We start from the raw sequence: 13,316 nt of genomic DNA, 5'->3' as shown, positions 1-13,316 counted from the left end.
CGCCTCCGGGGAATCCGTCTCAGATAGTGTCGCTGCCTTTTCCGATGTTTCAGCGCACGATCTTGAAATTGAAATCGAGGGTGCCGAGCACACTGTAGAGGCGCAGCCACACAGGCATCATCATTTCAGCTCCGCGAGCTGTGGTGATGTCACCGAGGTCGACGATGTCCCGGTGCCCCAGCTCCTGCAGCAGCCCTGTGACCGTCTCCTTCGCTTCTGCGTCGTCGCCGGAGACAAACACGGAATGGTCCCCGCCGGCCAACCGGCCGGGGTCCACCATCAGGCCCGCGTTCATCGTATTCAGGGTCTTGACCACGCGGGCATCCGGGAAAGAGCGCTGGATCCTCTCGCCGAGGCTGTCGGTGTTGACCGGATTCAAGACCGGCGGCATGCCCTGGGAAAAATCAAGCGCGTTGGATACGTCCACCAGCACTTTGCGGTAGAGGTTGGCGGAGCCGGCAAAGCCCAAGGCGCTCAGGGCACCCGCCCCGTTGGTGGCGTTGACCACCAGCTCGCTGGCAGCGGCCGCCTCGGCGAACGTTTCCAGCGGAATCTCCTGGTTGGCGGCGTGCCACTCGCTGAACGGCGGGGCGCCCATGGCATCCGGGCCGGAGCGGGCGAACGTTTCCTGGGGATCACGCGTGCCGAGCACCACGCTATGCCCCAGCCCGGCCAGTCCACCGGCCAGGGTCCGGCCAACAGTACCCGTCCCAAGGACCGCAATCTTCATAGTTCCTCCGTTTAGCGTAGGTGCAGTGCCACAGTCCGGTTCCGACGTTACTCCCCAGGAACTTCAAGGCAAGGGCAACCGAACAGTGGTGGAATGAACCGTACGCCGCCGGGGTTGTAGCCGGGGCCACCACGTCCAGGAGGAACCATGAACACCACACCTGCGGCCCAGCTGGAACGCTGGCAGCGTTTCCGCACCAACCGCAACAAGGCACTCGCAGCACCCCACGGCTGGCTGACCCTCACCTCGTTCCAGTGGCTCGAAAACCAGCCCGCCGCCGTCGACCTCGTCCCCGGGCTGTGGTCAACAGACGGTACGACGGCGGCACTCACCGCCTCCGCGGAAGACGGACTGACGCTCGTGGAGACCGGGCAGCCTGTTGAAGGAACGGTGACGGCGGCGCTGGTCGATGAAGAGTCGCTGATGTGGGTGCAGTTCGGGGGTGACGACGGCAGGCAGGTGGTGGTGGAGCTCGCCATGCGTGCCGGGAAGTATGCCATCCGCACCCGGGATGCAGGCTCGCCGGTCTTTACGGAGTTCGACGGCGTGCCCACCTTTGATTACCGGCCCGACCTTGTGGTGGAGGCCAGCTTCCGGCCCTACCCGGAGCCGGTGGACGTCCCCATCGGAACCGCGAATCCGCTGGTGGATGGCGTGCACCGGTCGGTGGGCGAACTGGTGTTCCGCCTGCCCGGCAAGGATCACGAGTTCCACCTGCAGGCCGAAGAAGAGAAGCTCGGCGCCCTCACGGTCACGTTCCATGACGAAACCAATGGAGACTCCACGGACGAATGGCGGAAGGTGTCCACCACCCGGCCCCGCGTCGACCCCTCCGGAAACCCCACCGTGGTCCTGGACTTCAACCGGGCCATCAACTACCCCAGCGCCTTCACCCCCTACGGGACCTGCCCCATGCCGGTGAAGAACAACAGCCTGGACTACCGGATCGAGGCCGGCGAGAAGGATCCTATGCTCGCCGAATGAGCGTGGCGTCAGACGATGGCGGAGACCCCGGTAATGGCCCGGCCCACGATGAGGGTGTTGATTTCGAACGAGCCCTCATACGTGTAAATGGCTTCGGCGTCCGCGAAGATCTTGGCCATCCGGTAATCGGTGACAATGCCGTTTCCGCCCAGGATGGACCTGCCCAGCGCAACGGTCTCCCGCATCCGGGCACTGCAGTACGACTTCGCCAGTGCCACCTGGGCCATGTCCGCGCCGCCGTCCTCCTGGAGCTGGGCGAGCCGTGCCATCATGCCCATGCTGGCCACGGCGTTGCCCAACATGGTGACCAACTGCTGCTGGATGAGCTGGAACTTCGCCAGTGGCCGGCCGAACTGCTGGCGTTCGACGGCGTACTGCCGGGCAACGTCGAAGGCTGCCAGCTGCTGCCCCACGGCTTGCCAGGCCACCATGATCCGTGAGCCTTTCAGGAGCTGGTTGGTGTCCTCGAAGCTTGTGATTCCGGCAAAGCGGTCAGCCTCGGAAACGCGGACATCCTCGAAGACAATGTCGGCATTCTGGACGGTCCGCAGGGCAATCTTGTGCTCAATCCGGCTCCGGCTCACGCCCGGCAGTGACGCGTCCACGACGAAGCCCCGCACGCTGCCGTCGGCCTCGTCGCGGGCCCACACCAGCATGTAGTCGCAGAACGTCCCGTTGCCGATCCAGCGCTTGGCGCCGTTGAGCACCCAAGTGTCGCCGCCGTCGTCGGGCATTCCTGTGGCACCGGAAATGCGCCGCGCCCGGGTTTCCATGCCGCCCGCGACGTCGGAGCCGTGGGCGGGCTCGGTGAGTGCAAACGCCCCCGTGGTGCGGAGGCTTGCCGCGTCCGCGAGCAGCCTGTCTCGCTGCGCCTGCGAACCGAATGCATACAGCGACTCCACAAAGAGGTCGTGGTGGACCAGGAAAAATGTGGCGATTGAGGTGTCCACCCGGGTCATTTCGGCAATGACCAGCCCTGCGAACAGGTGGCTGTAGCCGCGCTGGGCCGGCGTGCTCAGTTCCAGGGCCGCCAGTTTGGGGAGGATGTGGTCCGGGAATTCGGCGTTGTTCCACCAGTCGGTTGCGTGGGGTGCGATTTCCGCGGCCAGGAACTCCCGCAGCTCCGCCAGTTTGCGCCGCTCATGCGGGACCAGCAGGGATTCGAACAGGAAAAAGTCGGCCGTGGGCAGGGATTCGGGCCCGGGCAGCTGCGCGGCGGCAGGAGCGGGACTCATTTTGGGCCCATCCTGATGGCGCCGTCCAGGCGGATCGTCTCACCGTTGAGCATCGCATTTTCCACGATGTGGGCCACGAGGGCCGCGTATTCGGCCGGTTTGCCCAGCCGGGAGGGATGCGGCACCTGCCGACCCAGTGAATCCTGGGCATCCTGCGGCAGACCGGCCATCATGGGGGTTTCGAAGATGCCCGGGGCGATAGTGACCACACGCACCAGCGAGCGCGCCAGTTCCCGCGCGATGGGCAGGGTCATGGCGGCGACGGCTCCCTTGGACGCGGCGTACGCGGGCTGGCCGATCTGCCCGTCGAAGGCCGCAACCGACGCCGTGTTGATAATGACGCCGCGCTCGGGTCCGCCAAGTTCGGTGCTGGCGGGTTCCGTGGCGGCCATGGCTTCGGCAGCCAGCCGCAGCACGTTGAACGTCCCGATCAGGTTCACCTGGATGACCCGGCTGAATGCGTCCAACGGGAGGACACCCTCGCGCCCCAGCACCTTGCCGGGCGTGGCTATGCCGGCACAGTTCACCACGATCCGCAGGGGTCCCAGGGCGACGGCGGTATCGACGGCGGCCTGGACCTCCGCTTCGTTGGTCACGTCTGCGGGGGCAAAGACGGCGGCCTGGCCAGCAGGTTCCGCAGCAGCAGCGGCCCCGGTCCCGGTCGCCTCGGCCCGGGTAGAACTGTTCAGCTCTGCAGCGAACGCTTCGCCGGCGGAGGACGGCAGGTCGATCAGCACCACAGAAGCGCCGGCGCCGAACAACCGCCTCGCCGTGGCCGCACCCAGCCCGGACGCCCCACCCGTGATCAGTGCGACAGAACCGTTGATGTCCATCCATCCTCCTTGATGTGAGCCCGGCGTTGGACGCACAAGCGCGGAACATTAGTTAGTGAATGTTAACTGAAATTGTGACCCGGCGCACCATGCCCGCGGCTTTCCTGGATGCGAAGGGCGCACCGCTAGGCTGGAGCGCATGACGTCGCAGGAAGCCGAACTGCCGCCCGCAGACGGGCCCATCGCCCGTGCCGCCCGGGCCACTGAGGCTGCCCGCTCGGTCACCGCCGTCTTTGGCCAACGCCTGTTTTTCCTCCCGGGCACGCACATCGCGGCCGTCCAGCGGCCCTCAAAGCGCGTGGAGAACCTATTCCGACCCTGGCATTACTGGTGGCAGGCGCACTACGTTGACTGCCTGGTGGACACCGGACTCCGCGAACTGGGCAACGGTGCCACGCCGGCTGCACGCTTTAACGGGCCGGACCGCCCCAGCGCCGGCAGGCTGGCCTCACGGCTCGTGACAGGCATCCGGCTGCGGAACCTGCTGACGTTCGTCAACAACTACTACGACGACATGGCTTGGCTGGCGCTGTCCACACTGCGGCTGGAGAAACTCGCCGAGGAGTCGCGCAGGACCGGCCGGCGTCGAAACGCCCGGATCCGGAAAACCCTTACGCTGCAGTTCGATTCCGCTTCCACGGACGACCTCGGCGGCGGCACGTTCTGGAGCAAGAAACGGGACTTCAAGAACACCCCCGCCACCGCCCCCGTGGCCCTGTACTACGCCCGGACCGGGAACCTTGCCAAAGCCCAGGCCCTGCTGGACTGGCTGGACGCCCGGCTGTTTGATCCGGACCAGGGACTCTATCTGGACGGCATCCGGATCAACGCCGCCGGAGAGGCCGTGGTTGAGAGCGCCATCTACACCTATAACCAGGGTCCGGTCCTGGGCGCGTTGCTGGAGCTTGGCGGCGCGGCAAACCTGGCCAGGGCCACCACCGTGGTGGAGGCGGTGGGCCGCAGCCTGACCCGTGAGCGCGGGGACACGCCCGGCACCCGGGTGCTCCGCTGTGACGGAACGGGCGACGGCGGACTCTTCACCGGGATCCTGTCCCGCTACCTGGCGCTCGCGGCAGCCGACGCCCGCCTCCCCGGGACCGTCCGGAACACTGCCGCCCGGCTAGTCCTGGACACCGCGGATGCATTCTGGGACGGCCGCCGTCCGATCACCCCCGCGGAGCCCTTGGCCCGGCACAGGGGCAAACTGCTCTTTTCAGCCCTCCCGGAGAAACCGGCGGCCAGCACGTATCCGCCAGGTGCCGCCGTCGAACTCTCCACCCAGCTGCAGGCGTGGACGGTGCTCGAAGCCGCCGCAGCCGTTGAGCGGGCATCCACACCGTAAATCATGCACGCCGTGATCCCGAACGGCGGTGGGCGACTGGCCGCAGGATTCCGCCAGGCGGGAGGGCCCCGGGCGTAAGGTGGGGCGCATGAGTGTTCGGCCCGGGCTCCATCGCCAGCACTGCACCGTGGCCGCACCCACGCAGCTCTGGCTCGATGCCAACGGCCGGCTGGCACGGGATGGCTTCAGCGGCCTCCTCCATGGCGACACGCGGATGCTGTGCCAGGCCACGGTGACTGTCAACGGATTCGCTCCCGAGGAGGTGACCGTGGAGTCGGCTCCCGGCGGCGTCCTCCGCGTCCGGGGACTTATCCGCGGCATCGAAGGGCACAGCTTTGATCCCGCCGTCGAGGTCTTCCAGACCTGGACAGTGACGCCAGGGGTGGTCCGCCACTCGCTGAAGGTGGGCACGTCGCTGCCCTCCCTGGACGTCGAGTTGGCAGTGACCCTGGCGGCCGACTTCACCGACATGGCAGCGATCCGCCTGAGCCAGTTTGCGACGCCTCAGCCCCCGGAGTCCGCCGATGACCACTCCCTGCGCTGGCACAATGATGGCCGCACGCTCTCCATTTCCGCGCCGGGCACCAACGGTGGCGGTGTGGCTGCCGGGGGCTTGACCGCAGATGCTTCCGCGGGTCATGAGGGCAGCAACCTCCCACGGCTCCTGTGGCACGGCACCGCCGGGCGCGGGCGGACGTTCGACGCCGAATGGCAGGCCGTGCTGGACGAGACAGAGAGCGCAGTAGTTGCGGCCGCGCCGTCGTCCCTTGCCGTGCCTGCGATGGCCCTGCCGGCGGGGCCGCTGCGGACGCTGCTGGAGAATTCGCTCGACGAGCTCGACGGCCTCCGTATGGCAACCCGCCAACTGCCGGATGCCCCGTTCATGGCGGCCGGCGCTCCCTGGTATTTCACGTTGTTCGGCCGGGATTCCCTGTGGGCGGCGCGGTTCCTGCTGCCCCTGGACCCTGGCCTCGCCACCGGGACCCTGCGCGCCCTCGCGACACTCCAGGGCTCCGATACCGATCCGGACTCGGACGAAGAGCCTGGCCGGATGCTTCATGAGCTCCGGGCCAAGGAATTGGTCCTCGAAAACGACGGGCTGCACCTGCCGCCGGTCTATTTCGGCGCCGCTGACTCCACCTCGCTCTGGCTGTGTCTCCTGGGCGAGCTGTGGCAATCCGGGAAGGCGGACGATGCCGTCCGTGCCCTCCTGCCCGCAGCTCGGCGGGCAGGGCAGTGGCTACTGGCGTCCACCGGCCGGGCGGACGGTGACGGCCTGCTGAGGTACGGGAATGTCAGCGGGCATGGGGTGGGCCACCAAGGCTGGAAGGACTCCGCCGATGCCCTGCAATTCAGGGATGGGCGGCCGGCGGAGGGTCCCGTCGCGGTCGCCGAAGCCCAAGGCTACGCCCACCAGGCGGCCACTGCGACGGCGGAACTGCTGGACGCGCTTGGCGAACCGGGGGCCGCTGAGCTGAGGGACTTCGCCTCTGCCTTGGCGCAACGGTTCCGCGAGCGCTTCTGGGTGGAGGACGCCCAAGGCCCCTTCCCGGCGATGGCAGTGGACGGCACCGGCGCGCCCTTGGATGTGCCCGGCTCGAATATGGGCCACCTGCTGGGCACCGGCATCCTTGACCCCGCCGAGGCCCGCCACGTTGCCGCCCGGCTGCTGGGCCCCGAATTGTTTTCCGGATTCGGCCTCCACACCCTCTCGCACAGGGCACCGGGTTTCTGGCCCTTCAGCTATCACTGCGGTTCAGTGTGGAGCCACGACACCGCCATTGCCGTCCGCGGCCTGCTGTCCGAAGGCTTCACGTCTGAAGCCAAAGCCCTCGCCGAAGGCCTGCTCGACGCGTCTGCCGCTTTCGGGTACAGGCTGCCGCAGCTTTTTGCGGGCGTCACCGCCGCCGAATCAAGCCTGGCTGTGCCCTACCCGGCGTCCTGCCATCCCCAGGCGTGGTCCTCGGCGTCAGCCGTTGTGCTGGCCCAGGCGTTGGGCGGGCTGCGGTAGCTGGCTGCGGTAGCTGGAGCGCTGCCTTGGCCGCGGGTATGCCGGCTTCTATTTGGTTGCGGCAAGCGGCGTGACGGTCGCGGCGTTCAGGGAAACAGCTCCGCCGGTGCGGGCAACCGAGGCGCCAAAGGCACCCTCTTGCGGGAAGACGAGCGAGGTCAGGCTCTGCCCGCCGCCGGTGAAGACCTCCACGGAGGACCGGTCAACGTAGATGGTCAGCCTGACTTTCCCGTCGACGGCGGGACTCGCCACGGATCGGGCCTGCCGGTAGGCGTCGTCCACCCGTTCCTGGGCGTTTCCGCCTGCGGCTGCATTCGGACGCTCCGGCCGTTTCGCACGCTCCCCCTTGGACGCAGCATCCCCGTCCCGGACCACAAAGGCCGTTCCATTCCGGAAGTCGTAGCCCACGGTGGCGTAGGTCTCCTGGCCGCTGTGCAGCAGGACCCGCGCCTCGGCGTCGGCTCCGCCATTCTCAAGCTCGACGTCGATTTTGAAGGCCCCGCTCCCGGGAACCGGAAGCGGCGTGCCGGCGCCCTCGCGCAACTCTTGGGCGGGGACCTGCTGAGGGGGTCCTTCCAAAGATTCCAGGGCCGGCGTCGGGGTTGATACCAGGGTGGGCCGGCCGCCGCCGGACTGCAGGCGGATGTCCCGCACCACCGAATCGGCGCCGTGCCAGCCTTCGGTGGGCAGTTGGCGGGCGTAGGCCCAGTTGTTCATCCAGCCGATGGCCTGCCGGGAGGCCTTGCGCTGCCCGTCCGTCAGCCTCGGATCGTCCCAGGTCACTGCCGCGTAGAAGTCCGCGCCGCCGTCGAGCCACTGATGCTGGTCATCCGAGGCGGTGAAAGCCTTGCCGTCCCAGGACCCGGTCCAGTAGGCCGTTCCGGTGGTCCGCCCCTCCGCGGAACCGTTGGCCCCCGCGGCCAGCACCCACGTGCGTTGGTCGGGGTCGCCGTCGACATCCAGCTGGAAGAAGTCCGGGCATTCGAGGACCCCCAGCCCGTCCCGTTCGAAGCTGGAGGCGTAGGTCCAGTCCTTGAGGTCAGTGGAGGTGTAGAACCCGATCTTGTGGCCCTCCGCGAGAAGCATGACCCACTGATTGTGGGCCTCGTCCCGCAGGATGCGGGGATCACGCCAGTGCTCCTGGCCCGGGTTGTCCATGACCGGGTTCTGGCTGTAGCTGGTGAACGTGTGTCCCTTGTCCGTGGAGTAGAACATGGACTGCCGTTGGACGCCGTCGTCCTGTTGGGTGAGGACAGCGATGACCGCCCCTTTGCCAAAACCGGCGGTGCCATCGGTGTCCACTACGGCGGTGCCGGTTTCGATGTCGCCGAGGCCGTTCCTGAACTTCTCAATAGCCACGCCCTCGTTTTTCCAGTGCACCAGGTCGGTGCTGGTGGCGTGGAACCACTCGGTGCCGTTCCCCTCCGGGTAGTCGGCGTTGTAGAGGTAGTAGTAATGCCACACGCCGTCGAGGAAAAACGGCCGCTGGGGATCGTTCATCCAGCGCTGCTCGGGGGTCAGATGGTAGGCGGGACGGTACCCGGGATCCTCCGCGGGCGCCGCCAGCCGCGCCGCGTCCGCCTCGGGCCATTCGCGCGGCACGCCCAGGTCGGCGAGCAGCGCATCGCGGGCCTCGGCGCTGATGCACTCCGGCAGCCGGGCCTTTCCGTGGTCCTGTTCGACGGCGTCGGTTGCCTCGCTGCTGCGGAGGAAAACCTTCCCGTCCACGCGGGCCCCGGCCAGCCAGCCGGCACCGCACTCGATGATCCGGACGTCCTCGGCGCCTCCAGTCCGGAGGGCCCCAACCTGCTGTTCGAGCGTCCGGTCGTTGCCCTTCAGCCACAAGGACGCGTACGTGCCGTGTTCCTTGTGTGCTGTCTCCTGGGCTGCCGAGACCTCATCGAGGACGCGGTCAGCCGCGGCTGCGGAACCTGTCCTGGTGTTGCCGGCAACCACCAGCGAAACCACCAGGGCCAAGGCGGCCACGGCGGCAGCGACCAGCCAGGGAAGCGGATGGCGAAGGTTGAGGCGGGGGCTGATCTTGGGGAACATGCGGACCATGTTGAGCCAATCGGTCGGTAAACGCACAAGTGCCGTCCCCCATGTCGGGAGACGGCACCAGCGCTACGGAACCATCAATTCTACAGGGTTGCACGGGGCACCCTAAACCGGCCGCCGCATCCGGAACGGATCCAGGAGCCCCAACCCGCGGGGATCAGGGGGTGGCGGCGGGACGCTTTTTCTGCGGATACAGTGTTTCGCCGCGGGCCAGCATGTCCACAAAACCAGCGATCCGTCCCGCCCGCGTCTCGGGGCGCTTGGCCGAGTTCGTCCGGTAGATCATGGCGTACCGGTTCACGGACGTAAGGACGTCGAACATGGCCTGTGCCTCCGGAACGGCGGCGATTGCGGCGGCCAGGTCGGGCGGAACCTCTGCCGTCGCCTGGCCGCCGTAAGCTGCATCCCAGCGGCCGTCCGCCTTGGCGCTGTCGACGGCGGCCCTGCCAGCGTCTGTCATCCTGCCTGCGGCCTCCAGCCGGGCGATGTGCCCCACGTTCCGGGCGGACCAGGGGCTCTTGGAAAGCCGGCGGGTCATCCGCTGGAAGTAGCTGCCGCCGTCGCGCTTCCTGACCTGGCCGTCGATCCAGCCGAAGCAGAGCGCCTCATCAAGGGCGGCGTCGTAATCCAGTTCGGTGACGTCGCCGCCCTTCTTGTGCAGCACCAGCCACACACCGGGGCTGTCCGCATGGTTGGCTTCCAGCCAGGACCGCCACGCTGCAGCATCCGGCACCAGCAGTTCCTCCAGTTCAATGGCCATGGACCCATTCTGCCCCCGGTGCCACGTGAAGCAAGTCATGGCATGATGGCCCTATCTGCGCCGTTCCCCGCCGTCGAGGAGAATCACATGCTGCGTTCGCGCCCTGTCCACTTCACATCCCGGCTCGACGCCTGGGAACGGCTGCTGACCGGGCTGGGGCTGGTCAAGACCGTGGATGAGGGCTCCTGGCGCGAGTTTGACGCCGGTTCCGGACGGCTGGCGCTCCACGCGGCCGAGCCAGGTTCTGCGGAGGACGGGACCACCACCTTCGGCGTGGAGGTAGGCAACCTCGCCGAATTTGCCCGGCGCACCAACTTGGCTGGAGAAGAAGGCGGCACCACCCCCGCCGAGCTCGTCCAGGCAGACCACGGCGAATCCTGCCGCATCACCGGTCCGGATGGGTTCAGCTTCCTGGCCGATCCTGCCGCCAAGGCCGCCGATGGCACCTGGACGACCTCTGCCGAGGCGGATCCGGGCCTCGCCGTCGTCGAGGTCTGGTTCACGGAGGATCCTGGGTCCGCGGCGCAGACCCTACGCGATATCGGCGCCCGCTTCCGTCCCTTCCCAGATGACGACGAAACCGCTGACTTCGCGGCCAAGAATGGCGGCGTGCTGATGGTGCGGCCCGCCGAGGGAGCACCGCGGGCGGGCCTGGGCTTCGAGTACGACGGCGACCTTGCCGCCTTGGAGGCCCGCCTCGCCGACGCGGGGCATGAGGTCCGGGTGACGGAGGAGGCGTTCGGGCGCACGCTGCACGTGGCCAACCCCGACGCCGGGTCCGATGCGTCAGCTGGAGGCGGCGGTCCCGTCGGGGCGCCGCACGTTCCAGCCACCCTCTGGGTCTCGAAGCGCTGAATCGAGGGGTGGGGTTTCGCCGCTATGGACGACGCTTTACGCCGACAGCTCACTCCTCGACGGTCCGCAGCCGTCCTATGGGGTAGAACTTAACCATGAACGTTCGTACACCTGACCCCAATCCCGGCTGGCTCTCCGAAGAGGACCTCTTTGAAGCGCGCGGGAGGCTCCCCATGGTTTACGTGGAGGCTGTTCCGGTCAGGCTGGATCCGCTCGGATTCGTGAACGAAGTGGGCACGCTGCTGCAGGCTGACGAGGACGGCACCATGATCCGGTCCCTCGTCTCCGGCCGCGTGATCTACCGTGAAACCATCCGCGCAGCACTCCTGCGCCACATGGAAAAGGACCTCGGCCCGCTGGCCTTCCCGCAGCTGCCCATCAGCCCGGTCCCTTTCACCGTGGCCGAATACTTCCCGGCACCGTCCCAGACCGGGTTCACCGACGACCGCCAACACGCCGTGTCGCTGGCCTACGTCATCCCTGTGACCGGCGAATGCGAGCCCCGGCAGGACGCCCTGGAACTGACTTGGATGACCCCCGAGGAAGTGCTGAGCCCCGGTGTGCAGCTGGAATTCAGCGGTGGCCGCGGCGCCCTGATCCGCCAGGCTCTCGCGTTCGCCGGCGTGGGCTTCTGACCCTCGCGGATAACCCGGCGTCCCCGACTTCCGGCGCCCGCCTTTGTAGACTGTTGGGCGGACCGCAAGAGAACTTAAGGACTCCCATGACCGAAACCCCAGCCGCCCGGCACTACAGCGAACAGCAGGCTGGATCCCTGACCACCGGTGATGAGCTCCTGCTGCCCGACGGCGAACGCACCGCCGAGATCCAGCATGTGGAGGTCGAGTCCGACGACTTCGGCACCCCTGCAATCGTCCTCGCCAACCTCTCCGGCGGTGGAACAGTGCGTATCGCCGCCGGTTCCTCGGTCCAGGTGCTGGACGCAGCGCCCGACGCCGTCGCACAGCTTCCCGTAGCCGCCAACCCCGCAGCGGAGGCGGAGGCAGCCGTGGAGGCTCCCGCCGTCGTCGTTCCTCCCCAGCCCGCCGTCCCGCCAGCGGCGACCGGCCCCTCAGAGGAGGAGTTGGCGCTGATTCCCGCTCCGCAAGGAACGCCGGAAGCCGTGGTGGAGGCCGCGGCCGAATCCCACGCGGACGCCGAGGGCGTGATGTTGCTGGCCGACAGGCTGGCCAAGGGAATCAACGTCAAATCGGGAAGCTGCCTGAAGGACCTCAGCGACCTCGCCCACGAACTGTTCATCACGCTCAAGGACCCTGAAGGCGCCCTGGCCGTGGCGGACCTGCTGAACGTCCTGCCCTATGACGGCAACCCTGGCCGGTGGGGATCCGTGGAGGCGTCGCTGGCGCTGTCCAGCTACATCTGCCGCGAGGACGGCCAGGTGGACCGCGCCAAAGTGTACGAAAAGCTGCTCCGCACGCCGGAGGCGCAGGAGACGGACCCGTTCAAGGCCCGGATGAACGCCAAAGTCCGGCAGCGGTCCCTGAATGAGCCCAACCTCTACGACAAAGAGATCTTCCGCTCGATCGACAACTCCAATCACGAGGCCGAACGCGAATGGCGGCTGCTGCGGCTCGAATCGCTGTTGTTCCTGCGGGCCCATGGAGGCTCGGAAACCATCGGCGCAAGCGAGCTGCAGCGCCGGATCAGCAACGAGCTCGAGGCCGTCCGCGCCTGACGCCGGCCACTCCGCGGACAGGGGAAAATTCCCCCTACCCGGCACTGCCCGTCAGTTGTACATTCGGGCTATGACGAACAATCTGAGCGTGGTAATAAATGCCGACGCGCCGCAGGTCTGGACCATGCTGCGCGAACCGTCCAAGGTAGCCCAGTGGCACGGCTGGGACGCCGATGACCTGGCCAAGGAGATCAATGAAATCTACTTTGGCGACAACGTGGCCGAGGCCCCGGACCACACCAGCCTGACCACCGACGGCGGGGACGTCTTTGAACTCAAACCCGTGCCCACGGGGACCCTGGTCAGCGTCACCCGGGCCGCGATGGACCACAACTCCGAATGGGCCGCGTGGGACGAGGACATCACCCAGGGCTGGCTGACCTTCCTGCAGCAGCTCCGCTTCGCGCTGGAACGGCACCCCCATGGGAAACGGCATACGACGTTCTTCCAGGTCCCCGGTGAGTCCGGTTCCGCCATCGAGAAGCTGGGCCTGTCCAACGTGCCCAAACCCGGAGAGAACTACGAGCTGACCCTCGGCACGGGTGAGGAGATCGCCGGCAAAGTCTGGTACCGGAGCAACCATCAGGTGGGGCTCACGGTCCATGGCTACGCGGAGCACGGTGACGGGCTCCTGATTGTGGCCGACCAGCCGGTTATCGAAGACGTCCGGCCCAAGGGCGGTTCCCTGGTGATCATCTCCACGTACGACCTCGGCGCGTCCAAGCTGGAGTCCATCCGGGCCCTGTGGGACGGCTGGCGGGCTGAGAACTACCCCACATCAGAAGCGCTGCGCTAAGGCAACGGGGCGGACAGCT

At 67.4% G+C, this 13,316-nt stretch carries 12 protein-coding genes; 7 read left to right on the top strand and 5 right to left on the bottom strand.

The window, feature by feature from the left end:
• Positions 1-49: 49 nt before the first annotated feature.
• Entirely contained in the window at positions 50-730 is a 681-nt protein-coding gene (locus V9L17_RS14215) for an NADPH-dependent F420 reductase (RefSeq protein WP_337351896.1), read from the bottom strand.
• Positions 731-877: 147 nt separating this feature from the next.
• Here V9L17_RS14215 and V9L17_RS14210 point away from each other — a divergent pair, with 147 nt between their 5' ends.
• Positions 878-1,714: a DUF1684 domain-containing protein gene (locus V9L17_RS14210; protein ID WP_337351895.1), complete on the top strand. Its 837-nt coding sequence runs from the start codon at positions 878-880 to the stop codon at positions 1,712-1,714.
• 8 nt (positions 1,715-1,722) lie between these two features.
• On the opposite strand, the gene V9L17_RS14205 is transcribed toward V9L17_RS14210, so the two are convergent.
• Together V9L17_RS14205 and V9L17_RS14200 are read right to left on the bottom strand one after the other, a co-directional pair.
• Positions 1,723-2,949 (bottom strand): acyl-CoA dehydrogenase family protein, encoded by a 1,227-nt coding sequence (locus V9L17_RS14205; RefSeq protein WP_337351894.1) that lies wholly within the window; start codon positions 2,947-2,949, stop codon positions 1,723-1,725.
• Positions 2,946-3,782, bottom strand: coding sequence for an SDR family NAD(P)-dependent oxidoreductase (locus V9L17_RS14200; protein WP_337351893.1), 837 nt, complete (start codon positions 3,780-3,782; stop codon positions 2,946-2,948). Before V9L17_RS14200 ends, V9L17_RS14205 begins: the two co-directional genes overlap by 4 nt.
• Before the next feature lie 139 nt (positions 3,783-3,921).
• Here V9L17_RS14200 and V9L17_RS14195 point away from each other — a divergent pair, with 139 nt between their 5' ends.
• The gene (locus V9L17_RS14195) at positions 3,922-5,124 is read left to right on the top strand and encodes a glycoside hydrolase family 76 protein (RefSeq protein WP_337351892.1); all 1,203 of its coding nucleotides are present in this window, start codon (positions 3,922-3,924) and stop codon (positions 5,122-5,124) included.
• A gap of 88 nt (positions 5,125-5,212) precedes the next feature.
• On the top strand, positions 5,213-7,135 hold the full coding sequence (locus tag V9L17_RS14190; RefSeq protein ID WP_337351891.1) for a glycogen debranching N-terminal domain-containing protein: 1,923 nt from the start codon (positions 5,213-5,215) through the stop codon (positions 7,133-7,135).
• 48 nt (positions 7,136-7,183) lie between these two features.
• Here the strand turns inward: V9L17_RS14190 and V9L17_RS14185 are convergent, their stop codons facing one another.
• On the bottom strand, positions 7,184-9,187 hold the full coding sequence (locus V9L17_RS14185; RefSeq protein ID WP_337351890.1) for a glycoside hydrolase family 32 protein: 2,004 nt from the start codon (positions 9,185-9,187) through the stop codon (positions 7,184-7,186).
• Between the two features lie 163 nt (positions 9,188-9,350).
• Complete coding sequence (locus V9L17_RS14180; RefSeq protein WP_337348016.1) at positions 9,351-9,953, bottom strand: YdeI/OmpD-associated family protein; 603 nt, start codon at positions 9,951-9,953, stop codon at positions 9,351-9,353.
• A gap of 87 nt (positions 9,954-10,040) precedes the next feature.
• Here V9L17_RS14180 and V9L17_RS14175 point away from each other — a divergent pair, with 87 nt between their 5' ends.
• From V9L17_RS14175 to V9L17_RS14160, 4 genes are all read left to right on the top strand, one after another.
• A complete protein-coding gene (locus V9L17_RS14175) occupies positions 10,041-10,808 on the top strand; it encodes a VOC family protein (RefSeq protein ID WP_337351889.1) in 768 nt (255 codons plus the stop codon).
• Between the two features lie 95 nt (positions 10,809-10,903).
• Positions 10,904-11,443: an NUDIX hydrolase family protein gene (locus V9L17_RS14170; RefSeq protein WP_131133519.1), complete on the top strand. Its 540-nt coding sequence runs from the start codon at positions 10,904-10,906 to the stop codon at positions 11,441-11,443.
• An 86-nt stretch (positions 11,444-11,529) separates the two neighbouring features.
• Complete coding sequence (locus V9L17_RS14165; protein WP_337351888.1) at positions 11,530-12,501, top strand: DUF6707 family protein; 972 nt, start codon at positions 11,530-11,532, stop codon at positions 12,499-12,501.
• A 70-nt stretch (positions 12,502-12,571) separates the two neighbouring features.
• Positions 12,572-13,297 (top strand): SRPBCC domain-containing protein, encoded by a 726-nt coding sequence (locus V9L17_RS14160; RefSeq protein ID WP_337351887.1) that lies wholly within the window; start codon positions 12,572-12,574, stop codon positions 13,295-13,297.
• Positions 13,298-13,316 lie beyond the last annotated feature (19 nt).

The organism is Pseudarthrobacter sp. CCNWLW207 (genome assembly GCF_037203945.1).
In the GTDB taxonomy this organism is placed as follows: Bacteria; Actinomycetota; Actinomycetes; order Actinomycetales; family Micrococcaceae; genus Arthrobacter.
Note: the sequence above shows the minus strand (reverse complement) of the source record. Positions and strands in the feature narration are given on the sequence as shown.

Excerpts from the sequence above, each read along its gene's own strand:
- V9L17_RS14215 (WP_337351896.1), bottom strand. The coding sequence starts at position 730 with ATGAAGATTGCGGTCCTTGGGACGGGTACTGTTGGCCGGACCCTGGCC.
- V9L17_RS14210 (WP_337351895.1), top strand. The coding sequence starts at position 878 with ATGAACACCACACCTGCGGCCCAGCTGGAACGCTGGCAGCGTTTCCGC.
- V9L17_RS14205 (WP_337351894.1), bottom strand. The coding sequence starts at position 2,949 with ATGAGTCCCGCTCCTGCCGCCGCGCAGCTGCCCGGGCCCGAATCCCTG.
- V9L17_RS14200 (WP_337351893.1), bottom strand. The coding sequence starts at position 3,782 with ATGGACATCAACGGTTCTGTCGCACTGATCACGGGTGGGGCGTCCGGG.
- V9L17_RS14195 (WP_337351892.1), top strand. The coding sequence starts at position 3,922 with ATGACGTCGCAGGAAGCCGAACTGCCGCCCGCAGACGGGCCCATCGCC.
- V9L17_RS14190 (WP_337351891.1), top strand. The coding sequence starts at position 5,213 with ATGAGTGTTCGGCCCGGGCTCCATCGCCAGCACTGCACCGTGGCCGCA.
- V9L17_RS14185 (WP_337351890.1), bottom strand. The coding sequence starts at position 9,187 with ATGTTCCCCAAGATCAGCCCCCGCCTCAACCTTCGCCATCCGCTTCCC.
- V9L17_RS14180 (WP_337348016.1), bottom strand. The coding sequence starts at position 9,953 with ATGGCCATTGAACTGGAGGAACTGCTGGTGCCGGATGCTGCAGCGTGG.
- V9L17_RS14175 (WP_337351889.1), top strand. The coding sequence starts at position 10,041 with ATGCTGCGTTCGCGCCCTGTCCACTTCACATCCCGGCTCGACGCCTGG.
- V9L17_RS14170 (WP_131133519.1), top strand. The coding sequence starts at position 10,904 with ATGAACGTTCGTACACCTGACCCCAATCCCGGCTGGCTCTCCGAAGAG.
- V9L17_RS14165 (WP_337351888.1), top strand. The coding sequence starts at position 11,530 with ATGACCGAAACCCCAGCCGCCCGGCACTACAGCGAACAGCAGGCTGGA.
- V9L17_RS14160 (WP_337351887.1), top strand. The coding sequence starts at position 12,572 with ATGACGAACAATCTGAGCGTGGTAATAAATGCCGACGCGCCGCAGGTC.